Consider the following 22,993-nt stretch of genomic DNA (forward strand, 5'->3'; position numbering starts at 1 on the left):
ATGACCGTCGACCCGAACGCGGCCACCCAGAGCTGGCCCTCGCCCGAACCCGAGCGCCGCCCCGGCCCGGCCCGCTACCTGACCCCCGCCCTCGTGGCCGCCGCGGTGGCGGTCGCCCTGGGCGCGTACGGCAAGGTCCACGACCCGACGGGGACGGCCTTCAACCTCGCCGGCTTCAGCAGCACGGGCGCGGTGAAGTCGTGGCTCGCGACGGTCGCGTTCTTCTTCGCGATCGTGCAGCTCGTCTCGGCCCTGATGCTGTACGGCAAGCTGCCCGGCCCGAGCTGGTCCGCCACCCTGCACCGCTGGTCCGGCCGCGTGGCCTTCCTGGTCGCGGTGCCGGTCGCGGTGCACTGCCTGTACGCGCTGGGCTTCCAGTCGTACGAATCACGCGTTCTGTGGCACTCCGTGCTGGGTTGCTTCTTCTTCGGTGTGTTCAGTGCCAAGATGCTGCTGCTCCGCTCGGAGCGACTTCCCGGCTGGCTGCTGCCGATCGTCGGCGGGCTCGTCTTCACCGCGCTCACGATCCTCTGGCTGACCTCGGCCCTCTGGTTCTTCCGCACCTTCGGAGTCACGACATGACGCACAGCCCGACGCGGCGCACGATCCTTCTCACGACGGGCGCGGCCGCGCTGACCGTCGGCTGCGGCGAGTACGGCAACGAGAACAGCGACTCCGGGTCCAGTTCGGTGGAGGCCGGCACCGAACTGGCGAAGACCAGTGAGATCCCGGTCGGCGGCGGGAAGATCTTCAAGGACGAGAAGGTCGTCGTCACCCAGCCGAAGGAGGGTGAGTTCAAAGCCTTCTCGGACATCTGCACCCACCAGGGCTGCCAGGTGACCAGCGTGTCCGGCGGCACCATCAACTGCCCCTGCCACGGCAGCAAGTTCAACATCACGGACGGCTCGGTGGCCAACCCGCCGGCCAACAAGCCGCTGCCCGAGAAGCAGATCAAGGTCAGTGGGGACTCGATCCAGCTCGGCTAGGCGTCCCAGAGCGCGCCGAGCGTCACCAGCTCGCTGCCGTATTCGATCCGGTCGGCCCACTCGACAGGCCAGGCGTCCGCCCCGAGGTGGGCGCCTGCGAAGGCGCCCGTCAGGCAGGCGATCGAGTCGGAGTCGCCGGAGCTGCACGCGGCCCGCCGCAGAGCCGTCAGCGGCTCGTCGGGGAACTGCAGGAAGCACAACAGTCCGGTCGCCAGGGCTTCTTCGGCGATCCAGCCCGCCCCGGTGGCCAGACACGGGTCATCCTCGGGCGAGGCGGTGCGCACGGCGTCGTCGAGCCGGTCCAGGATCGCCAAGCACTCGTCCCAGCCACGCGCGATGAACTGCCCAGGCGTCCGGTCCTGGCCGCGGGTCCACAGGTCGCCGAGCCAGCGCTCGTGGTACTGCCCCCGGTTCACCAGGGCGTACGACCGCAGCAGCCCGACCAGTTCGTCCGGCTCGGCTCCCTGTGTGAGCAGCCGTACGGCACGCGCGGTGAGGTCGGACGCGGCGAGCGCGGTCGGGTGCCCATGGGTGAGCGCGGACTGCAACTGGGCGGCGCCCGCGCGCTGTTCGTCACTGAGCCCGGGGACGAGTCCGACGGGTGCCACGCGCATGTTGGCGCCGCAGCCCTTGGAGTTGATCTGGCTCGCTTCCTGCCAGGGCAGTTGCTCGTTCTTGAGCAGAGAACAGGCCCGCAGGCAGGTGTTTCCCGGCGCCCTGTTGTTCTCCGGTGACTGATACCAGTCGACGAACTCCTCCCTCAGCGGCCGCTCCAGGTGCTCGGGCCCGAGCACTCCCCGGTCCATCGCCGCCCGCATTCCCCTCCCCAGCGCCAGCGTCATCTGCGTGTCGTCGCTGACGATCGCCGGGGTCCGCAGCTCCATCTCCCGCCAGGGCCCGCACTTGGCGAGGATCGACGGCACGTCGTTGAACTCGGTCGGGAAGCCGAGGGCGTCCCCGAGGGCGAGGCCGACGAGTGTTCCGGTGGCGGCGCGTTTGGTCAGGATCGTGGTCATGCGGGGCGTCCTTCCGGGGACGGGCGGAGGAGAGGGGGGTGCAGGGCGGTGGCCGGTCCCGCGCGGTAGAGCGCGGCCGGTTTGCCGCGGCCGCCGGTCAGACGTGCGGCACCGGGGACGGCCTCGACGAAGCCGGGCGTGGCAAGCACCTTGCGGCGGAAGTTGGGCCGGTCGAGGGTGGTGCCCCACACGGCCTCGTACACCTGCTGGAGCTCGCCGAGGGTGAACTCGGGCGGGCAGAAGGCGGTGGCGAGGCAGGTGTACTCGAGCTTGGCCCCCACGAGTTCGTGGGCGTCGGCCAGGATGCGGTCGTGGTCGAAGGCGAGCGGCCCCGCCTTGTCGTACGGCACCCAGCGGGCCTCGGCCGCGTCGCTGTCGCCGTGCGGCTTGAGCGGAGCGAGATGGGGGTATCCCCGGACGGTGTCTGGGGGAGGGTCGGGGAGCAGCGCGGCGAACGCGACGGAGACGACCCGCATCCGGGGGTCGCGGTCGGGCTCGCTGTAGGTCCGCAGCTGCTCCAGATGCGGCCCGGAGACGTCCGACAGCCCTGTCTCCTCGGCAAGTTCGCGCCGGGCCGCCGCCTCCGCGGACTCGTCCGGGTGCACGAACCCGCCGGGCAGCGCCCAGTGTCCGGCGTACGGCTCCTGCCCCCGCTCGACGAGCAGCGCGTGCAGGGCGCCTTCCGCGACGGTGAGGACGGCGAGGTCGACGGTGACGGCGAAGGGCTCGTAGGCGTACTTGTCGTAGTCCACTCGCGCTCGCCCCCTTTATGGTCAGCATGACTAATAGTCCTTACGACTATAAAGAGCGCGAGCGTGTTCCACAAGCCCCTAGAGGCGCCGCCCCAGGAAGGCGAGAAGCCGTGTCTCGGGCCGCGCGCGGGTCGGCACGGCGACCGGTTCGGCGAACCGCACACCCCGGTCCTCCTCCCCCACCACGCACTGGGCGACGGACAGCAGTTCGGCCGCGAGGCCGTCCGGAATGGGCCACTGCCGTCCGCAGGCCCGGGCCACGTCCCACCCGTGCACGGTGATCTCGACGGCGCCGACGGCGGCCATCACCTGCACGTCCAGCGGCCGTTCACCCACCAGCACGTCCTCCGGTGGACCGGCGGCCCAGGCGCCGAGCACGGCACACGCGCGCGTGCGGAAGCCGCAGGCCCGGTCGGCGTACGGGATCAGCCCGATCCGCCCGCCGGTCAGCCCCTCGTACAGCGCGTCCAGGGAGTCGTCCAGATGACCCAGCAACTCCTCGAGATTCCACCCGGCACACGGTGTGGCCCTGCCGAGGCTCACGGCCTTCGTCCCCGCCACGCTGCCCAGCGAATAGGCGAGCGAGCGCTCCAGCAGCTCCCCCGCGCTCATGACAACACCTCCGCCAGAACGCCCCAGCAGCCCCTCAGCGGCCCCACAGGGGTCTCCTGGGCCCGCCGGGACCCGCCGGGCCGCGAAGGCCGCACAGAGCCCTCCAGCACTGCCTGACACGCCTCATCGCGGATCCCGGTCCTCGCGTCCATGCCCACTCCGTCCATCCCCGCTCCCTCCGTCACGGATACAGACCGCGGGGAGGGCGAAAACGCATCGGCCGGCCCGGGAGACTTCCGGAACCGGCCGCACGCGCGTGTGTGTCCGTGGGGACTACAGGTCGACTTCCTTCATCAGCATGCCGACCTCGGTGTTGGACAGCCGCCGCAGCCAGCCCGACTTCTGGTCGCCCAGGGTGATGGGGCCGAAGGCGACCCGCACCAGCTTGTCGACCGGGAAGCCCGCCTCGGCGAGCATACGGCGGACGATGTGCTTGCGGCCCTCGTGGAGGGTGACCTCGACGAGGTAGTTCTTGCCGGTCTGCTCCACGACCCGGAAGTGGTCCGCCTTCGCGTACCCGTCCTCCAGCTGGATGCCGTCCTTGAGCTGCTTGCCCAGGTCGCGCGGGATCGGGCCCACGATGTGCGCGAGGTAGACCTTCTTCACGCCGTACTTGGGGTGGGTCAGCCGGTGGGCCAGCTCGCCGTGGTTGGTGAGCAGGATGACGCCCTCGGTCTCGGTGTCGAGCCGCCCCACGTGGAAGAGCCGCGTCTCACGGTTGGTGACGTAGTCCCCGAGGCACTGCCGGCCCTCGTTGTCCTCCATCGTCGAGACGACACCTGCGGGCTTGTTCAGCGAGAAGAACTGGTACGACTGCGTCGCCACCGTCAGGCCGTCGACCCTGACCTCGTCCTTCTCCGGGTCGACCCGCTTGCCCTGCTCCAGGACGATCTCGCCGTTGACCTCGACCCGCGCCTGCTCGATGAGCTCCTCGCAGGCCCGGCGGGAGCCGTAGCCCGCGCGCGCGAGGATCTTCTGCAGCCGCTCGCCCTCCTGCTCGGCGCCCGGGAAGGTCTTCGGCGGCTTCACGTCCTTCTTGCCGGCGTACCGCTCACGGTTGCGCTCCTCGGCCCGCGCCTCGTACTCGCGGGAGGTCGCCGGCACCGAACGGCCGCGCCCGGTGTTCTGGCCCTGCTTCGGCCCGCCCTTGGCACCGCCGCGCGCGGAGGCACCGCGCCCGGTCTTCGGTCCGTCGTGGGTGCCGCCGGGGCCCACGTCGTAGCGCCGCTCCTCGGGGCGGGGGTTCTTCGGCCGGCCGCCCTGCTTGTCGTCGCGGTCGTTCCCGGCCCCGCGGAAGTTACCGCGGCCACCGCCGCTCCCCCCGCGGCCACCGCTGCTCCCGCCGCGGCCGCCGCTGTTGCCACCACGGCTCCCGCCGTTGTTTCCGCTGCTGTTCCTGCCGCTGCTGCTTCGCATCAAAGTTCCGTCTTGTCGTCTGCGTCCTCGGAATCCGGGGCGTCCGGATCGAACGACGGTACGGCTTCCTGTGTCTCGGCCTCGATCGCCTCCGCCTCCGGGAGGAAGGGCGCGAGCTCCGGGAGCTCGTCCAGACCGCGCAGGCCCATCCGCTCCAGAAAGTAGTTCGTCGTCACGTACAGGATCGCACCTGTTTCGGGTTCCGTGCCCGCCTCCGCGACCAGACCCCGCTGGAGCAGGGTGCGCATCACCCCGTCACAGTTCACTCCGCGCACCGCGGAGACCCGGCTGCGGCTGACCGGCTGGCGGTACGCGACCACCGCCAGCGTCTCCAGCGCCGCCTGGGTGAGCCGGGCCTGCTGGCCGTCCAGGACGAACCGCTCCACGGCCGCGGCGTACTCGGCGCGGGTGTAGAAACGCCAGCCGCCGGCGACGTACCGCAACTCGAAACCGCGCCGCTGCACGGTGTAGTCGTCGGCCAGCTCCCTGAGCGCCTTGGCGATCTGCCGCTTGGGCCGCTCCAGGATCTTCGACAGGTGCTCCTCGGTCGCGGGCTCGTCCACGACCATCAGGACGGCCTCCAGCGCCGGCTTCAGATCGAGGTCGGCGACGCCCGGCGGCCCCGCCGGCAGCTCGGTGGTCTCCTCGCTCACGCCTTGTCCTCCTTGGGCGGCTCGGGCGGTCGGTCGAACTCGTCCGTCACCACCGGTTCGGTCTCCCCCGCACCGCCGGTCCACCGCACGACCAGCTCCCCGAGCGCGGTCTCCTGGTCCAGCGCCACGGCCTTCTCGCGATACAGCTCCAGCAGCGCCAGAAAGCGCGCCACGACGGTCAGGGTGCCGTCGGCATCCTCCACCAGCAGACGGAAGCTGGCCTCACCGAGCTCCCTGAGCCGCGCGACCACGATCCCCGCCTGCTCCTGGACGCTCACCAGGGGCGCGTGGATGTGATCGACGTACACCTGGGGCTTGGGCCTGGGCTGCATCGCCTTCACGGCGAGCTTCGCGAATCCCTCCGCCCCGATGCTGATGACGACCTCGGGCAGCAGCTCGGCGTGGTGCGGTTCCAGTCCGACGGTACGGGGGTAACGCCGGGCCTCCTCGTCGAGACGCCGGTTGAAGATGTCGGCGATCTGCTTGTACGCGCGGTACTGCAGCAGCCGTGCGAAGAGCAGGTCCCGCGCTTCGAGGAGTGCCAGGTCGGCCTCGTCCTCCACCTGCGCGGCCGGCAGCAGCCGAGCCGCCTTGAGGTCGAGGAGAGTGGCGGCGACGACGAGGAACTCGGTCGTCTCGTCGAGATCCCAGTCCGGACCCATGGCGCGGATGTACGCCATGAACTCGTCGGTGACCTTGGAGAGCGCCACCTCGGTGACGTCGAGCTTGTGCTTCGAGATCAGCTGGAGCAGCAGATCGAAGGGCCCCTCGAAGTTGGCCAGCCGAACTTTGAAGACACCGTCAAAGGCCTCTTCCCGCTCGCCGGTCCCGGCCGGAGCCTCGGCCTCGGCGACCTGCTCACTCTCCGCCTCGACCGGCTCGCTGTCCACCTCAGCCGGCTCGCTGTCCACCTCAACCGGTGAGGCGACCGGCTCGGCTCCCGGCCCCCGGCCGAGCACACGCCGACGGCCGGCGGAGCCGCCGGGCACGGGAACGTCGTTCGAGGTCATAGCCCCCGCAGGCTACCGCTACCGCCCACGCAGCCGGCGGACGAGAATACTCGCGTCCCCACGGGACTCCAGATCCGCCAGCACCACGGCGACCGCCTCCCGCACGATCCGACCGCGGTCCACCGCGAGCCCGTGCTCACCCCGGAGCACCAGACGCGCGTGCTCCAGATCCATGAGCTCCTCGGCGGACACGTACACGGTGATCTTCTCGTCGTGCCGTTCCCGCCCGCTGGGACGCCGGGAGGGAGAGCGACCGCGCTTGCCGCGCTGCTGGCCACCGGAGGCCTGGGCAGAACCTTCCTGCGCCTCCTGACGTGGCCCGGAGCGCTCCGCGGTGGCGGCCCGGCTACGGGACTCGCCCGCCTCGGCGTCGGCCGCGACGTGCTCCGCCCCGTCGCCGTCCCCGCCCTGCGCGGGCACGGACTGCGGCGCGTCCTCGGCCGCCGCCCCGTCCGGCTCCCCCGCGGGAGCCGGCACCCGGGCCTCGCCGTTGGTCCCCCGCCGGGGAGTGGACGCCTGGAGCGCCATCCCCCCTGTCGTACGGAACAGTTCGTCGGCCCCCGGCAGACTCACTCGGCGTGACACCGGGCGAGCACCTCCCTGGCGAGCTGGCGATAGGCGGCGGCACCGACGGAGTTGGAGGCGTAGGTGGTGATCGGCTCACCGGCGACCGTGGTCTCCGGGAAGCGGACCGTGCGCCCGATGACCGTGTGGTAGACGTGATCGTCGAACGCCTCGACTACGCGCGCGAGCACTTCACGGCTGTGCACGGTGCGCGAGTCGTACATCGTGGCGAGGATCCCGTCGAGCTCCAGGTCCGGGTTGAGCCGCTCCTGGACCTTCTCGATGGTCTCCGTCAGCAGTGCGACACCACGCAGGGCGAAGAACTCGCACTCCAGAGGGACTATCACCTTGTGCGCGGCCGTCAGGGCGTTGACCGTGAGGAGGCCGAGCGAGGGCTGACAGTCGATCACGATGTAGTCGTAGTCGGCCATGAGCGGCTTCAGGGCACGCTGCAATGTCGACTCGCGGGCGACCTCGGAGACCAGCTGGACCTCCGCCGCCGACAAGTCGATATTGCTCGGCAGCAGGTCCATGTTGGGGACCGCGGTCTTCAGCAGGACCTCGTCGGCCGCCATGCCCCGCTCCATGAGCAGGTTGTAGACGGTGAGGTCGAGCTCCATCGGGTTGACACCGAGACCCACCGACAGCGCGCCCTGCGGGTCGAAGTCCACGAGCAGCACACGCCGGCCGTACTCCGCGAGCGCGGCACCCAGGTTGATGGTCGACGTCGTCTTGCCGACGCCGCCCTTCTGGTTGCACATCGCGATGATCTTCGCGGGGCCGTGGTCGGTCAGCGGGCCCGGGATCGGGAAGTACGGCAGCGGCCGCCCCGTCGGTCCCACGCGCTCACGGCGCTGTCGGGCCGCGTCGGGCGCGAGCGTGGCCGCGTACTCCGGATCCGGCTCGTACTCGGCGTCGGGGTCGTAGAAGTGCCCCTCGGGCAGTTCGTCGTAGTCGGCGAAGTGGTTGTGGGGCGCGCCACTTCCGTCGCCGGCCATGGCGTTCACGTGATGGCCATCCATGCTCTGGTGTGCTGTCCGCACGGTCGGCGGACTCTGACGGGCTGCGAAGGTGCGCACCGCGACGGAGCCGACAGCCTCGAACCCCGCGGGGCTCTGGGCCCCGGCAGGCATTCCTGGTTGACCACCCCCGGGAGAAAATGTCGACTCATTCACAAGTCGTCTTACCTCCTTGGAGACCAGGAAACTTCTAGACAAGGTCAGCGTGGCACCATGCCGACGGTTGGCGACTCTATGGCGTGTCGGGTGTTCACAGCAACACAATCCACCGGACCCGGCAGGATGTGTCGGCAATGAAACATCCCGCTGTCAAGGGCGTACGGCAGTCGCACGGCAGGTTTCGCCGGTGTACGAATCGGTTCAAGGGTTACGTTCGACGCGAGTTGACCGAGAGTCGCAAAGTGACCATACACACATCCGGCCGGACCTTGTGGGGCAAGGTCCGGCCGCATGTGCCTCGTTGACGCGCCTTGTTGACGTATCGCCTTCACGAAAAGGTGACTTAGCTATCCAGGCAGGTCACAGCCTCAGCCGAGCAGCGTCTCGAGCTCCACGTGCTCCAGGCCGTGCGCCTCCGCGACCTCTCGGTAAGCGACCTTGCCGTCATGGGTGTTGAGCCCCTTGGCCAACGCCGGGTCGCGGCGCAGGGCCTCCACCCAGCCCCGGTCGGCGAGTTCGACGATGTAGGGCAGCGTCGCGTTGGTGAGCGCGTAGGTGGAGGTGTTGGGCACCGCGCCGGGCATGTTGGCGACGCAGTAGAAGACCGAGTCGTGGACCTGGAAGGTCGGCTCGGCGTGGGTGGTGGGACGCGAGTCCTCGAAGCAGCCGCCCTGGTCGATCGCGATGTCGACAAGGACACTTCCGGGCTTCATCCGCGCGACGAGCTCGTTGGTGACCAGCTTCGGGGCCTTGGCGCCCGGGATGAGAACCGCGCCGATGACGAGGTCGGCGTCCAGGACGGCCTTCTCCAGCTCGAAGGCGTTGGACATGATCGCCCGGACCTTGGTGCCGAACACCTTGTCGGCCTCGCGGAGCTTGTTGATGTCGCGGTCGAGCAGCGTGACGTGGAAGCCCATGCCGACGGCGATCTGGGTGGCGTTCCAGCCGGAGACACCGCCGCCGATGACGACGGCCCGGGCGGGCTGGGTGCCGGGGACGCCGCCCGGGAGGACACCGCGGCCGCCGACCGAGCGCATGAGGTGGTAGGCGCCGACCTGTGGGGCGAGCCGGCCCGCGACCTCGGACATCGGGGCGAGCAGCGGGAGCGCACGCGAGGGCAGTTCGACGGTCTCGTAGGCGATCGCCGTGGTGCCGGACTCGATCAGCGCGTCGGTGCACTCCTTGGAGGCGGCCAGGTGCAGGTAGGTGAAGAGCGTCTGGTCCTTGCGGAGGCGGTGGTACTCCTCGGCGACGGGCTCCTTGACCTTCAGCAGCAGGTCGGCGTCGGCCCACACCTCGTCGGCGGTGTCCAGGATCCGGGCGCCCTCGGCGACGTACTCCTCGTCCGGGATGGAGGAACCGACGCCGGCGCCCCGCTCGATGACAACCTGGTGGCCGTGGCGCACCAGCTCGTGCACACCGGCGGGGGTGATGGCCACCCGGAACTCGTTGTTCTTGACCTCGCGGGGGATGCCGACCTTCACGTGGATCACGGTCCTTGGCTCAGAGTGTGTGGGGCAATACAACACATACCCGGGCATGCGTGAGCACACCAGGAGACACCGCAGGAGAAGGTGCGGCAGAGCCAGTCTAATGAAGGTGTTCCCGCTGTCTAGCCTTTCATTGCATCAATCCTCTGCGGATGTACTACGGATTTCGCAGGCATCAGCGTCTTGTTTCGGCTCGTCGACCTGCTGAGACCCTGGTTCCTCCTCGGAAAGCTCCTCGCCCAGCAGCCGTTCGGCCGCGCCGCGGTGCAGCTGGGCGGCGGCGGGATCGCCGAGACGGTCCAGCGTGTCGGCGAGCCGCAGCTGGAGCGCGGCCTGCAGCCGGACGTCCTCGGCGCGCCGCGCCCACTCCACGGCCTCCTGGCAGGTGCGCAGGCACTCCTCTGGGTGTCCGGCATACTCCTGGACGCGGGCGAGTTCGCTCAACGCCCGTGCGTGCGCGGCCACATCGCCGTTCTTGCGGTGTCCGGCGAGCGCGGCCCGCCAGTTCCTGACCGCCTCGCCGTAGCGGCCCGCGTAGGTGTGCGCGGCGGCGATACGGCCGTACAGCCGGGCGGCCTCCGCGCGCTCGTCCCGGGCCAGTCGCTGGGCGAGGGCCCGGCCGAACCAGTCGGCGGCCCGGTCGTAGTCCCCGAGCTCCAGGTGCGCGCCGCCTACGGATTCCATCGCGCGGCCGGTCGCGTACGGGTCATTTGCCTCCCGTCCGGCGTCCAGGGCCGCCCGATAGCGCGCCAGTGCCTCCCGGGTCCGGCCGGTCTGGGCGTCCAGGTCGGCGAGGTTCAGCAGGGCGGCGGCCTTCTCACGCGGCAGGGCACGCCGCTCGGCCACGTCGAGGACCAGGCCGTGGATGCCGTAGAGGTCGGGGGCGGCGGCCTTCATGCCGAAGTGGGCCACCATCGCGCGCACGAGCTGCGACATCAAGCGCCGGGCCAGGGTGTCCAGCTCCCCGTCGGCGACCGCGTGGCGGGCCGCGGCGAGCAGGGCCGGCCTGCGGGCGCGCAGCCAGTCCTCGGCCGCCCTGGGGTTAGGGAAGCGCACCGAGGGCGGCATGCCCTGGAGCTTCTCGCGGGAGTCGGGGCTGTCGGTCTCGGTGATCGCGCGGGAGGACTGGAGCAGCCGTACGGTCCGCTCCAGCATGCGAGCCCGGGCCAGCTGCAGCTCGGCCGGGCGGTCCTGAGTGTCGGCAAGGGCCTTGAGCAGGGGGTACAGGCAGCCGGGGACCTCGTACTGCGGCAGCGGTGACTCCACGGCGTGCAGCAGACCGAGGGCGACGAAGTCGTCCAGGGTGGAGCGGGCGCCGCTCACCGAGCAGCCGGCGAGCGCGGAGGCGGTGTGCGGATCGACGAGGCCTGCGGGGGCCAGGGAGAGCAGTCGCAGTATCCGCGCGGCCGGGGCGGGAAGGGACGTGTAGACGAGCTTGAAGACCCGGCTGAGGGGACTCCCTTCGTCACTCTCCGTGTGCAGATGTTTGGCCAGATCGGCGACGGCCGCCGTAGGGCGGGCGGCGAGCCAGCCTCCCGCCAGCATCAGCGCGGCGGGGTGGCCCTGGCACTCCTCGACCAGGCCCTCGGCGGCGCGCGGGTCGACGGTGATGCGGACCGACCCGGTGTGCCGGGACAGCAACTCCAGCGCGGCCTTGGTGTCGAGGCCGCCGAGGGTGCACGGGCGAACGTCCGCGATCCCGGTCAGCGGACCTCCTGAGACGGCCACGACCAGGCATTCCGGAGCATCCGGAAGCAGGGCGTCCACCTGTTCCGCGGCCACCGCGTCGTCGAGCAGGAGCAGCGAGCGCCGGTCGGCGAGCGCCTCGCGCAGCACCGCCGTGAGGTCGTCCTCGGCGGCCCCGGCGGGCGCCGCCACGTCGAGCGCGGTGAGCAGTTCACGGGCGGAGTTCCCGACCGGCACGGGGGTGCCGTCCGGCTCGCTCAGCCGGGCGCGCAGCAACCCGTCGTCGTAACGGTCAGCTACCGCCCGGACGAGTTCCTCGGCGAGTGCGGTACGGCCGGATCCGGGGCGCCCCGCGATGAGCAGCACGCGCGCGCGGGGTGCCTTCTTGCCGGACAGCGTGTCGAGTCCCGCCCGCTCGATGTCGGCGAGCAGCTCCTTCAACTCTCGCGTCCGCCCAAGGAATTGGCCCTCGCCCGACAGCCGTACACCGCCTGTGTCCACCGCCTGATCCGTCACGGGCCACACTCCCGTCCCACCGCACGCGCAAAGCCCGCCGGTGACCCCGGTTCGGGCTTTTCAGAGCCTAGTTCACGCTGTGCAACGGTCCCGGCAGAGCGGGGCGGCGGGGCCGCGGGAGTCCCTCGATCGGATCAACGGATCATAGGATCGCCGGTCTCGGCAGTACCGCCAGGGGCGCGGGGCTGTATCGATATGCGGCTCCGCCGCGTGGGCGCGACCAGCCACAACGCAGCCGACACTCCGCAACGAACCGCGCCCGAACGGCGAATCCCGGAAAACCTCACGCCTCGAACGGCCGCGCAGGCCACTGCGCCTCAGCCGCCCGCAACCCGTCCAACCCGCCGGAGGCCCGCGCGGCGACGAGTGAAAGCACCCCCACCACCAGGCAGTTGTTGTGCAGCTCCCCGGCAAGCACCCCCCGCACCAGCTCGGACACCGGCACGCGCGCGTACTCCAGATCGATCTCCTCGTCCTCGACCGCGAACCGCTCCTCCTCGGCCTCGGACAGCCCCCGGGCCAGGAAGATCCGGATCGCCTCGTCGCACCCCCCGGGCGAGGTGTAGACATCCGTCAGCACCCGCCAGTCCTCCGCCTTGACGTGCGCCTCCTCATACAGCTCCCGCTGGGCCGCATGCAGCGGATTCTCACCGGGCACGTCCAACAGCCCCGCGGGGATCTCCCACAGCTTCTGCCGTACGGGGTGCCGGTACTGCCGGATGAGCAGGACCCGGTCCTCGTCGTCGAGGGCGAGGACGGCCACGGAACCCGGGTGGACCTGGTAGTCCCTGCGGACCACCGATCCGTCGGGCATGACCACCTCGTCCGTGCGGACGGAGGTCTTGTTGCCCACGAAGGGGGTCTCCGTCGCCCGGATCTCCCACTCCTCCGGGGCATCCTTGATCGTCATTCCCTGTCCTTCCCCACGTGCGCAAAAGAAGCCGGGGCACTCGCCTTTGAATGCGTGTGCCCCGGCCACCGTACAACTGTCGTGCTACTTGGAACTCTGCCGCTCGACCGCGGCCTTCACCAGGCCGGCGAACAGCGGGTGCGGCCTGGTGGGACGCGAGCGCAGCTCGGGGTGGGCCTGCGTGGCGACCAGATACGGGTGGACGTCGCGCGGGTACTCGACGTACTCGACGAGCTTGCCGTCCGGCGAGGTGCCCGAGAACAGGATGCCCGCCTTCTTCTCGAGCTCGGCTCGGTAGGCGTTGTTCACCTCGTAGCGGTGACGGTGCCGCTCCTCGACGTACTCCTTGCCGTCGTACACCTCACGGACGATGGAGCCCTCGGCGAGCTTGGCCGGGTACATGCCGAGCCGCATGGTGCCGCCCATGTCGCCCTCACCGGCGACGATGTCGAGCTGCTCGGCCATGGTGGAGATGACCGGGTGGCCGGTGGCCGAGTCGAACTCGGTGGAGTTGGCGTCCGGGATGTCGGCGAGGTTGCGCGCGGCCTCGATCACGATGCACTGCAGACCCAGACAGAGACCCAGCAGCGGGATCCGGTTCTCGCGGGCGTACTGGATCGCGCCGACCTTGCCGAGCACACCGCGGTCGCCGAAGCCGCCCGGGATGCAGACGCCGTCGACGTCACCGAGCTGCGCGGCGGCGCCGGCCGGGGTCTTGCAGTCGTCGGAGGTGACCCACTTGATCTTCACGCGGGCCTTGTTGGCGAAGCCGCCCGCGCGCAGCGCCTCGGTGACCGAGAGATAGGCGTCGGGCAGGTCGATGTACTTGCCGACCAGGGCGAGGGTGACCTCGTGGTCGGGGTTGTGGACGCGGTCGAGCAGGTCGTCCCAGGTCGTCCAGTCCACGTCCCGGAACGGCAGGTCCAGCTTGCGGACCACATAGGCGTCCAGACCCTCGCCGTGCACGGTCTTCGGGATGTCGTAGATCGAACGGGCGTCGGGGCAGGCGACCACGGCGGCCTCGTCGACGTCGCACATCAGCGAGATCTTGCGCTTGATCGCGGCCGGCACCTCGCGGTCGGACCGCAGGACGATCGCGTCCGGCTGGATACCGATGTTCCTGAGGGCCGCAACCGAGTGCTGGGTGGGCTTCGTCTTCAGCTCCCCCGAGGGACCGATGTACGGCAGGAGCGAGATGTGGACGACGAAGACGTTGTCACGGCCGACCTCGTGCCGGACCTGGCGGACGGTCTCCAGGAAGGGCAGCGACTCGATGTCGCCGACGGTGCCGCCGACCTCCGTGATCACGACGTCCACCTCGTCCGTCGCCATGCGGCGGATGCGGTGCTTGATCTCGTTGGTGATGTGCGGGATGACCTGCACGGTGTCGCCCAGGTACTCACCGCGCCGCTCCTTGGCGATCACCGTGTTGTACACCTGGCCGGTGGTGACGTTGGCGGAGCCGTCGAGGTCACGGTCGAGGAAGCGCTCGTAGTGGCCGATGTCCAGGTCGGTCTCGGCGCCGTCGTTGGTGACGAACACCTCACCGTGCTGGAAGGGGTTCATCGTGCCCGGGTCGACGTTGAGGTACGGGTCGAGCTTCTGCATCACGACGCGCAGGCCCCGCGCCTTGAGCAGCATGCCGAGGCTGGAGGCCGTCAGACCCTTGCCGAGCGAGGAGGCGACACCCCCAGTGACGAAGATGTGCTTGGTCGTCGTGGCTGTGCTGTTTCGAAAAGCAGCGGTCATGGCCAAGAGGGGGCTCCCGTGGTCGCGATCTGGAGGTGCGGTTCGGGGGTCAGGCGCCCACCGGTCCACGGGCTACCAGGGTATCAGCGCCTCGGGGAGATGGCTTCCGGCCACGCTCCGCGCACACGCCGACACGGACCCGCACCAACACACCCGTTTCTCACCCGTTGCTCACCCGTTCGGCGCAGCCGCGTTGCCCGGAGCGGCACGCAGATCATCTACGTGCGTCGTATCCTGCTCGGACACTCACTGCCGAGCCCGGCCGGAAACTCGGGACCACCCCACCCGTAAGCGCCGGAACAACGAGAGCTCGTCAGTTCGTTGAGCAACAGTTGTCGTTTTGCCTCACAGCGGCAGGACTGTTTTGCTTCACCGCTCAACGACGCATTACAACGACCCCCTTGACCGCACCAAGCGACAGCCCCCTCTTTCCTTGAGGGGGTGACGTGGCCGTTCGACTGGAGTTGCACGTGGCCGGGCGCATCGAAGATTACGCACTCATCGGAGACATGCAGACCGCAGCCCTGGTCTGCCGGGACGGCACGGTGGACTGGCTGTGCCTGCCCCGCTTCGACTCGCATGCCATCTTCGCCGGCCTGCTGGGCACCGAGGAACACGGATTCTGGCGGCTCGGACCCGCGCACGCGGCCGACGCCGAGCCCCCCACGGCGGCCCGGCGAAGCTACCGCGGCGACTCCCTCATCCTCGAATCCGAGTGGGACACCCCCCGCGGCACGGTCAGAGTGACCGATTTCATGCCCCCGCGTGACGGCGCCCCGCAGCTCATCCGGATCGTGGAAGGCGTCTCGGGCCGCGTCCCGATGCGCTCGGCCCTGCGCATGCGGTTCTCCTACGGCCGGGTCGTCCCCTGGGTCCACAAGCACGAGGGGCGCACGGTCGCCGTGGCGGGCCCGGACTCGGTGTGGTTCGACACCGACTGCGAGACCTACGGCAAGTCCCTGACGACGTACTCGGACTTCACGGTCGCCCCGGGTGACCGGATCGCGTTCACCATCTCCTGGGAGCCCTCGCACAAGCAGCCGCCGCCGCTGCCAGAGCCGGAGCAGTCGCTGGAGGCCACCGAGGACTTCTGGCGTGAGTGGGTCGAGCACTGCACGTACCACGGCCCCTACCGCGAGGCCGTCATCCGCTCACTGATCACCCTCAAGGCGCTGACCTACGCCCCCACCGGCGGCATCGTGGCCGCGCCGACCACCTCGCTGCCCGAGGACGTCGGCGGCGTCCGCAACTGGGACTACCGCTACACCTGGCTGCGCGACGCGGCCATCACCCTGTCCTCGCTGCTGCGCACCGGCTACCGGGAGGAGGCCCGCGCCTGGCGCGAGTGGCTCCTCAGGGCAGTGGCCGGCGACCCCGAGAACCTGCAGATCATGTACGGCATCGCGGGCGAACGGGAGTTGGGCGAGGCCGAGCTCGACTGGCTGCCCGGCTACGAGAACTCCGCCCCGGTCCGGGTCGGCAACGGCGCCGCGAACCAGCTCCAGCTCGACGTGTACGGCGAGGTCACCGAGGCCCTGCATCTCGGTCACATGACGGGCCTGGCCCGCAACGACTACGCCTCCCTGCTCCAGCTCAAACTGATCCGCTACCTGGAGCAGCACTGGGACGAGCCGGACGAGGGCATCTGGGAGGTGCGCGGCCCGCGCCGGCACTTCGTGCACTCCAAGGTCATGGCCTGGGTCGCCGTCGACCGCACCATCAAGCTCATCGAGTCCGGTGACGCGGACGGCCCGCTGGAGAAGTGGCGCGAACTGCGCGACGACATCCACCGGGACGTGTGCGAGAAGGGCTACGACAAGGAGCGCAACACCTTCACGCAGTCCTATGGCTCGAAGGAACTGGACGCGAGCCTGCTCCTCATCCCGCAGATGGGCTTCCTGCCCCCGGACGACAAGCGCGTGATCGGCACCATCGAGGCGATCCAGCGCGAGCTGTCCACGCCGGACGGATTCATCCTGCGCTACCCGACCTCGAGCGGCGACGAGAACGTCGACGGTCTCCCCGGCGACGAAGGGGCCTTCCTGGCCTGCTCGTTCTGGATGGCGGACGACCTCGCGATGATCGGCCGCGTGGACGAGGCGAGGAAGCTCTTCGAAAAGCTCCTCTCGCTCCGCAACGACCTCGGTCTGCTCGCCGAGGAGTGGGACCCGCGCCAGAAGCGCCAGGTGGGCAACTTCCCCCAGGCCTTCAGCCACGTCCCGCTCATCGACACGGCCCTGCGCCTGACGGCGTCGGGCGCGTACGGCGGCTGACCCTTACAGACCGGTGACGTCCGGCGGCTGAACAGGACCTGAGCGCCGGGCCCGCCTAGGCTGGGATCCATCAGCCCCTGCGCGAAAGGGGGCGCCTCATGGCATCCCCGTCGAAGGCGGGCGCGGCACTCTCCGCGCTGCGCGAGGATCTGGCCGGCGACGTGTTCGCCCCGGACGATCCGGGCTACGACGAGGCCCGGACCGTCTTCAACGCGATGATCGACCGCCGGCCCGCGGTGATCGCACAGTGCTTGAACGAGGACGACGTCGTCCGGGCCGTCCACTTCGCCCGCGACGTCGACCTGCCGGTCGCGGTGCGCGGCGGTGGTCACAGCGTGGCGGGCATGGCGCTCAACGACGGCGGACTGGTCGTCGACCTGCGCCACATGCGGGCGGTCACCATCGATCCCGCGGCCGAGGCGGTGCGCGTCGCCGGCGGCGCCACGATGAGCGACCTGGACCGCGCCTGCCAGCCGCACGGCCTCGCCACCACCGGCGGCCGGGCCTCGACCACCGGCGTCGGCGGCTTCGTCCTGGGCGGCGGCAGCGGCTGGCTCGACCGGTGGTGCGGACTGGCCGTCGACAATCTGCTCGGTGTGGAACTGGTCACCGCGGACGGCGAGCGCGTCTACGCGAGCGCCGACGACCACCCGGACCTGTTCTGGGCCCTGCACGGCGGTGGCGGCAACTTCGGCATCGCCACCGCCCTGACGCTGAAGCTCCACGCACTGCCCGAGTTCTCCATCGCCCTGCTGCTGTACCTCCCGGAGCTCGGCCCCGAGGTCACGCGCACCTTCCGCGACGTCATCGCGGCAGGACCGGACGAGGCGTCCGGCGGTGTGCTCTACATCACCGGCCCGCCCGAGGAGTTCGTACCGCCGCACCTGGTCGGCACCCTCCTGTGCGGCGCCCTGCTGACGTACGCCGGCGGCGAGTCGGATCTGCGCAAGACGGCCGAGCCTCTGCTGGCGCTGCCCCACGTGACGGAGATCGTCGGGACGATGCCGTACGCCGATGTCCAGTGCATGATCGACGATCCGCCCGGGATGCGGAACTACTGGTCGGCGGAGTACCTCACCGGCGCGCCCGACGACTTCGTGGACGCGTTCTGCGCCCGCGCGGAGGCCCTGCCGGTGCCGACCGGCACCCAGCACGTCCTCTTCCCGCTCGGCGGGGCGATCGCCGACGGGCCCCGCGAGTTCCCGGTGCCGTACCGGGACGCGCAGTGGGTCGTGCACCCCTTCGGGATCTGGGAGGACCCGGCGGACGACGAGCGCTGCGTCCAGTGGGTCCGGGACGTGCGCGCCGACGTCCGGCCGTGGAGCACCGGCGCGGTCTATCTCAACTTCATCGGCGACGAGGGCGCGGACCGGGTGGTGGCCGGTGTCGGCACCGAGAACACCCGGCGGTTGTCCGAGGTCAAGCGCCGGTACGACCCGGACAACGTGTTCCGCTTCAACCACAACATCAGGCCGGCCTGAGCGCCGTCAGCGTGCGCTCGCCACCCGGGTCCCCCGCCGTGGCCGGCACCAGGGCGATCTCGTCGAGCCCTGCCTCCGTATAGGCGTCGACCCGGGCCCGTACGGCGTCCAGGTCGCCCACCAGTCCGACCGTGCCCGCGGCCGCCGCCGGCAGGGCCCGCACCAGGGTCTCCCGGTCCGCCCCGCTCGCGGCGAGCTTCACCGCCTCCCCGAACCCTGCCTCGGCGAACACCTCGCTGTAACCCGGCACGGTCAGGTATCCGGCGATGCTGCCCAGCACCTGCGCGAGCGACCGCGGGTCGGGGTCGACGGCCGTCGGCAGCCAGGCGGCGAGCATGGGCCGCGTACGGCCTGCCTTCCGGGCCGCCGCGTCCAGCTCCGCGCGCAACGCCCGCACCTGCTCCGGGGAGACCACGTCCAGCAGCATGCGGTCGGCGTGCGCGGCGGCCGTGGCGATCGCGCGGGGCCCGAACGCGGCCACCGTCAGCGGCCCGCCGGGCGGCGGCAGACGCCGGCGGAAGGGGCTGCCGGGCACGACCGGTTCGCCCGGAGAAGCGTGCAGAAAGCGTCGTACGGCTGCCGCCTGCTCTTCCAGTACGGCGGCGGGCCGCACCCGGGGCCGGTCGTGCACGCCCTCGACCACCCGCTTGCTGGACGTGCCCAGCGCCACCCCGACCGGGCGGCCGACGAGTGCCGCGACCGAGGCGGCGCCCCGGGCCGAGGTGTACGGGTCGCGTACCGACACCGGGACCGGGCCCGCGGTCAGCGCGACCCGCTCGGTGGCCCGCCCGATCGCCGTGGCCAGCACGAACGCGTCCCACGTCGGCCCTTCCCCGGCCCACACCTCCCGGTATCCGAGCCGGTCGGCGGCCGTCGCCACCCTGAGCGGCTCCTCGACCGGACTGTCGTCCTCCCGTGCCACGGCAACCACGCTGAAGTCCATGCACCGGCCGCTGCCCCGCCGCGGCACCGGGCACGCCTCGGGTAGCGTCCGGCTCATGGACAGCGCTACGAACAGCGGTTTCGACACCCAGGGCGCCGGGATCACCGTGCAGCGCGCGCTGGAGCTGCCCGGTCTGCGCAGCGGGCTCCCGGAGGTTCTCGCGGGTGCGGACCGGCTGGACCGGACCGTGCGCTGGGTGCACGCGGGCGAGGTCCCGAACATCGCTTCTCTGCTGAAGGGCGGCGAGCTGCTGCTGACCACGGGCTACGGGCTCGGCACCCGGCCGGCCGAACAGCGCGCGTTCGTCCGCACCCTGGCCGAGCGCGGCATCGCGGCCCTGGTCGTCGAGCTGGGCCCGCGTTTCACCCGTCTCCCCGCCGCCCTGGTCGACACCGCCCGCGCGACCGGCCTTCCGCTCGTCCAGCTGCACCGCGAGGTGCCGTTCGTGGCGGTCACCGAGGAGATCCACACCGAGATCGTCAACGGGCACTACGCGCTGCTCCAGCGCGCGGAGGAGGTGCACCGCCGCTGCACGGAGGCCCTGCTGGGCGGCGGCGGTGTCCCGCAGGCCCTCGGCATCCTGGCCGACTTCAGCGGCAACCCGGTCTTCCTGGAGACGACGGACGGACGGCTCCTGTACGCCGCCGGGGAGGGCCCCGAGGGCGCCGACCCACTCCAGGTCTGGGAGGGACTGCGCGGCCAGCACAAGGACACGCCGACGTCCGGCTCGGTCCTCGTGGACGTGCCCGGGGGCGGGCCCGGCGCGGGTTCGGTACGGGCGCGGCTGGTCCTGCTTCCCGTACGGGCCCCGCTGGCACCCGTGCACCGCATGGCGGCCGAGCGCGCGGCGGGCATCCTGGCTGTCGTCCTGATGCAGGCACGCCAGGAGGAGGAGCTCGCGGCACGCGGACGCGGCGACTTCCTGACCGACCTCGCCGAGGGGCGCATCACCGCGCAGGACGCGCCGGCACAGGCCCGCGTGCTGGGCTTCCGGCCGGGCACCGGCCCGCTGCTGCCTGTGGTGATGCGACTGGGCGACACGCTCTCCACCGCCGGGGGAGGCTGGGCGGTGCTTGCCCGGGCGGTCTCCGAGGAGCTGGCCTCGCTCGGCGTGCCCGTCCTGCTCGGCGTACGCCCCGTCGAGGGCCGTGTGCTCGTCCTGCTCGGTCTGCGCTCGGAGTCGGAGCGGTCGGCGGTGGCGGACCGGGTCGCGGCAGCGCTGCGGGCGGGAGTGGAGCGGGCCGGGACGCAACGCCCGGGCGCCCAGCCGCCGGTCGTGGTCGTCGCAGTCGCCGGTAGCTGGGCGGCGGCCTCCGCCGGTCTGCGGCACGCGGCCGAGACGGCGACCGCGGCGCAGGGTCTTTCGGACCGCCCCTGGTACGACGCCCGCCGCCTCGACATCGACCTGCTCCTGTGGCGGCTGCGCGACCACCCGGACCTGGCAGCCTTCGTGGACCGCGCCATCGGCCCGCTGCGCGCCCACGACGACCGCTCCAAGCCGCCGCTGCTGCCCACCTTGCAGACCTATCTGGCGCACGCGGGCCGCAAGGCGGAGACGGCCCGTGAACTCCACCTCAACCGGCAGACGCTCTACAACCGCCTCGCCCGCATCGGGGAGTTGCTCGGCACGGACCTCGACGACCCGCAGACGGTACTGGCGTTGAGCCTGGCCCTACGGGCACGCCGGCACGTGCCCTAGCCCGGTTCGGGCGGGCTGTCAGATGAGCAGCCGGGGCTGGGTCAACTCGTCGTAGACACTCAACACTTGCGCGACGGTCTCGTCCTCGGTCGGCCAGGTCGCCGCCTGCCGCGCCCCCCGCTCCTTGAGCAGCTCCCGGCGCTCGGGATCCCCGAGCAGCCGTACGACGGCCTCGGCGAGGGCCTCCGGGTCGCCGTACGGGACGAGTTCGGCCGCGTCGCCGACGAGTTCGGGAATGCCGCCGACCTCGGTCGCGACGAGCGGCACGCGCGCGTGGAAGGCCTCCTGGGCCAGGAGCGAGCGCGCCTCCCAGCGGCTGGGCAGGAGCGCGAGATCGGCGGCGGCGAGCAGTTCGGAGATGTCGTCGCGCCGTCCGATCAGCCGCACGGGCAGCCCCTCGTCCTCGATACGGCCCTGAAGGACCGCCCGCAGCGGCCCCTCCCCCGCGATGACGACCAGCGGCACGGGGTCGAGAAGGCGCCACGCGCGTGTGGCGTCCAGCAGGGTCTCGTAGCCTCGATGCCGGTCCAGGGAGCCGACCGCCATCAGCAACGGGCGCCCGGTAGCGCCGAGTTCGGCCCGCACCTTGGGACGCAGCCGGTCGGGATCCTCCTGCTCGGCGACTGCGCGTGGCCCGGGCAGGGCGACGGCGGCAAGTCGCGCGTCCCGGGCACCGGTCCTGCGTGCCCGGTCCACGAGCGCCGAGGTGGACCCGAGCACCACGGAGGCGGCCCTCACGACCCGGCGTTCGAGAAGCCGCACGAAATGGGCCCGCGCGCCCTCGGCGTACGCCCGGTCGTGCCAGGTGACGACGAGGGGGGTGCGCCGCCCGCTGAGCGCCAGCACCGCGCGGAACGAGGCGTGCAGCCCGTGCGCGTGCACGAGATCGGCGTCCGCGCATGCCGCCCGCAGCACGGCCACGGAAGTGGGGTCGCTGCTGCGCGGCACGTGCACATGCTCGGCACCGGCCCCGGAGAAGTCGTAGGCCCGATCCGCCTCGGCGGGGGCGCACACCGTGACCCGCACGCCCCGCGCGACGAGCCCCGCCGTCAGGGAGCGCACATGCGCGCTGCTGCCGGCATTGCCTCCGCCCAGCACCTGCACGGTGCGCAGCGGCGACTGGCCGTGTGGTGAGTGGCTGCTCACGGGGGTCACGTGGCCGGGGCTCCTGGTTCGGGTCGGACGGTCACGAGGAAACGTACAGAAGGTGTCGAGCGGAGGGGTGTACCGCGCGCTTCCTACGCGTGATGGGTTCTCTGCCAAGGATGCCAGGACGTACGGGTGTTCCGTGAATGCGGAGAACGGGGGAACGGCGTGTGCGGCGAGTCGGGGTCACTCACAAGAGTGACGGCAAGCCTCGTCTGACCTGAAGGTGGCCGCAGCTGTCACACGACTCACCGCACCCCCACATGCAGCAGCAGCCACAACCGCGGCCGCATGCGCAACCAACCCCAGCCGCCCGTTGCCCTCGACCACCGCGGCCCCCAGGGCCGCCCCCAACGCATGCGCCCCCGCATCCCCGATCATCACGCGCTCACCGAGGTCGTCCGGCAATACGGCGCCCGCCGCGCCCACGGCAACGGCCGCCAGCTCCGACCGCACCATCCCCGGCACCCCGAGCGCCACCACCGCACCGGCCGCCCGACCGGGCCGTACGTCCACGAGGTTGACGACATGCGCGGCCCCGGCGATCACCACACCCGCGAGGGCCTTGTCGACGACCCGCTCCTTCATCAGCGCCCCCGCGACCAGCCCTGCCGCCGATATCCCGAACAACTTGACGGCCCCGCTGGTCACTTCACCGTCCCGCAGCGCGGCCATATGCGCCCGGAGCCCCCGCCGATGGTCCCCCGCGACGTCGTCGTACGCCCCGCAGAGCCCCGCGACGGCCACCGCCAGCCCCGCGGCGGGCCGAATCCGCCCGACCCCGATCGCAGCGGCCAGCGCGGTCGCAGGCCCGGCGTACAACTCGACCGTCCGACCGGCGTAGTTCGTCCGCTCCCACCGCTCCCGGCCACCCGGCGCTGTCGCCCGAAGGGCGGCCATGCCGACGCGAGTC

Annotated in this window: 20 protein-coding genes; 5 read left to right on the forward strand and 15 right to left on the reverse strand. The window is 71.2% G+C overall.

Annotated features, from left to right (window positions below):
* Window positions 1-582, forward strand: coding sequence for a DUF6529 family protein (locus tag QF027_RS11215; RefSeq protein WP_307074258.1), 582 nt, complete (start codon window positions 1-3; stop codon window positions 580-582).
* Window positions 579-986, forward strand: coding sequence for a Rieske (2Fe-2S) protein (locus tag QF027_RS11220; RefSeq protein ID WP_306983584.1), 408 nt, complete (start codon window positions 579-581; stop codon window positions 984-986). The genes QF027_RS11215 and QF027_RS11220 overlap by 4 nt, the downstream gene beginning before the upstream one ends.
* Here QF027_RS11220 and QF027_RS11225 read toward each other — a convergent pair.
* The 12 genes from QF027_RS11225 to QF027_RS11280 all read right to left on the reverse strand — a co-directional run bounded on the left by QF027_RS11225 (window position 983) and on the right by QF027_RS11280 (window position 14,538).
* Window positions 983-2,002, reverse strand: a complete 1,020-nt coding sequence (locus tag QF027_RS11225) for an ADP-ribosylglycohydrolase family protein (protein WP_307074259.1) — start codon at window positions 2,000-2,002, stop codon at window positions 983-985. The genes QF027_RS11220 and QF027_RS11225 overlap by 4 nt on opposite strands.
* Entirely contained in the window at window positions 1,999-2,754 is a 756-nt protein-coding gene (locus tag QF027_RS11230; protein ID WP_306983579.1) for an NUDIX hydrolase, read from the reverse strand. The genes QF027_RS11225 and QF027_RS11230 overlap by 4 nt, the downstream gene beginning before the upstream one ends.
* A gap of 78 nt (window positions 2,755-2,832) precedes the next feature.
* Window positions 2,833-3,366 carry a TIGR03086 family metal-binding protein gene (locus QF027_RS11235; protein WP_306983577.1) on the reverse strand — a complete coding sequence of 178 codons (534 nt, stop codon included), beginning with the start codon at window positions 3,364-3,366 and terminating at the stop codon, window positions 2,833-2,835.
* Between the two features lie 273 nt (window positions 3,367-3,639).
* A complete protein-coding gene (locus tag QF027_RS11240) occupies window positions 3,640-4,782 on the reverse strand; it encodes a pseudouridine synthase (RefSeq protein ID WP_306983575.1) in 1,143 nt (380 codons plus the stop codon).
* On the reverse strand, window positions 4,782-5,435 hold the full coding sequence (gene scpB / locus QF027_RS11245) for an SMC-Scp complex subunit ScpB (RefSeq protein ID WP_306983573.1): 654 nt from the start codon (window positions 5,433-5,435) through the stop codon (window positions 4,782-4,784). Before scpB ends, QF027_RS11240 begins: the two co-directional genes overlap by 1 nt.
* Window positions 5,432-6,445, reverse strand: a complete 1,014-nt coding sequence (locus QF027_RS11250; protein WP_306983571.1) for a segregation and condensation protein A — start codon at window positions 6,443-6,445, stop codon at window positions 5,432-5,434. Before QF027_RS11250 ends, scpB begins: the two co-directional genes overlap by 4 nt.
* Window positions 6,446-6,463: 18 nt before the next feature.
* Window positions 6,464-7,030 (reverse strand): hypothetical protein, encoded by a 567-nt coding sequence (locus tag QF027_RS11255; RefSeq protein ID WP_306983569.1) that lies wholly within the window; start codon window positions 7,028-7,030, stop codon window positions 6,464-6,466.
* Window positions 7,015-8,142, reverse strand: coding sequence for a ParA family protein (locus tag QF027_RS11260; protein ID WP_306983567.1), 1,128 nt, complete (start codon window positions 8,140-8,142; stop codon window positions 7,015-7,017). The genes QF027_RS11255 and QF027_RS11260 overlap by 16 nt, the downstream gene beginning before the upstream one ends.
* A 413-nt stretch (window positions 8,143-8,555) precedes the next feature.
* Window positions 8,556-9,671 carry an alanine dehydrogenase gene (ald, locus tag QF027_RS11265; RefSeq protein WP_306986749.1) on the reverse strand — a complete coding sequence of 372 codons (1,116 nt, stop codon included), beginning with the start codon at window positions 9,669-9,671 and terminating at the stop codon, window positions 8,556-8,558.
* 144 nt (window positions 9,672-9,815) lie between these two features.
* Window positions 9,816-11,879 carry a tetratricopeptide repeat protein gene (locus QF027_RS11270; protein WP_307074261.1) on the reverse strand — a complete coding sequence of 688 codons (2,064 nt, stop codon included), beginning with the start codon at window positions 11,877-11,879 and terminating at the stop codon, window positions 9,816-9,818.
* 283 nt (window positions 11,880-12,162) lie between these two features.
* Complete coding sequence (locus QF027_RS11275) at window positions 12,163-12,789, reverse strand: NUDIX domain-containing protein (protein ID WP_306983562.1); 627 nt, start codon at window positions 12,787-12,789, stop codon at window positions 12,163-12,165.
* Between the two features lie 84 nt (window positions 12,790-12,873).
* The gene (locus QF027_RS11280) at window positions 12,874-14,538 is read right to left on the reverse strand and encodes a CTP synthase (protein WP_306983561.1); all 1,665 of its coding nucleotides are present in this window, start codon (window positions 14,536-14,538) and stop codon (window positions 12,874-12,876) included.
* 470 nt (window positions 14,539-15,008) lie between these two features.
* Here QF027_RS11280 and QF027_RS11285 point away from each other — a divergent pair, with 470 nt between their 5' ends.
* Both QF027_RS11285 and QF027_RS11290 read left to right on the forward strand, forming a co-directional pair.
* Window positions 15,009-16,811: a glycoside hydrolase family 15 protein gene (locus tag QF027_RS11285; protein WP_306986748.1), complete on the forward strand. Its 1,803-nt coding sequence runs from the start codon at window positions 15,009-15,011 to the stop codon at window positions 16,809-16,811.
* 98 nt (window positions 16,812-16,909) lie between these two features.
* Complete coding sequence (locus tag QF027_RS11290) at window positions 16,910-18,292, forward strand: FAD-binding oxidoreductase (RefSeq protein ID WP_307074263.1); 1,383 nt, start codon at window positions 16,910-16,912, stop codon at window positions 18,290-18,292.
* Here QF027_RS11290 and QF027_RS11295 read toward each other — a convergent pair.
* Entirely contained in the window at window positions 18,279-19,235 is a 957-nt protein-coding gene (locus QF027_RS11295; protein ID WP_307074265.1) for an LLM class F420-dependent oxidoreductase, read from the reverse strand. The genes QF027_RS11290 and QF027_RS11295 overlap by 14 nt on opposite strands.
* 55 nt (window positions 19,236-19,290) lie before the next feature.
* On the opposite strand from QF027_RS11295, the gene QF027_RS11300 reads away from it, so the two are divergent.
* The gene (locus QF027_RS11300; protein ID WP_307074267.1) at window positions 19,291-20,934 is read left to right on the forward strand and encodes a PucR family transcriptional regulator; all 1,644 of its coding nucleotides are present in this window, start codon (window positions 19,291-19,293) and stop codon (window positions 20,932-20,934) included.
* A gap of 18 nt (window positions 20,935-20,952) precedes the next feature.
* Here QF027_RS11300 and QF027_RS11305 read toward each other — a convergent pair whose 3' ends face one another.
* Both QF027_RS11305 and QF027_RS11310 read right to left on the reverse strand, forming a co-directional pair.
* Entirely contained in the window at window positions 20,953-22,089 is a 1,137-nt protein-coding gene (locus QF027_RS11305; protein WP_306983552.1) for a glycosyltransferase family 4 protein, read from the reverse strand.
* A gap of 177 nt (window positions 22,090-22,266) precedes the next feature.
* Window positions 22,267-22,980: a hypothetical protein gene (locus QF027_RS11310; RefSeq protein WP_307074269.1), complete on the reverse strand. Its 714-nt coding sequence runs from the start codon at window positions 22,978-22,980 to the stop codon at window positions 22,267-22,269.
* Window positions 22,981-22,993 lie beyond the last annotated feature (13 nt).

The sequence above is a fragment of the Streptomyces canus genome, from assembly GCF_030816965.1.
Lineage (GTDB): Bacteria > Actinomycetota > Actinomycetes > Streptomycetales > Streptomycetaceae > Streptomyces > Streptomyces canus_E.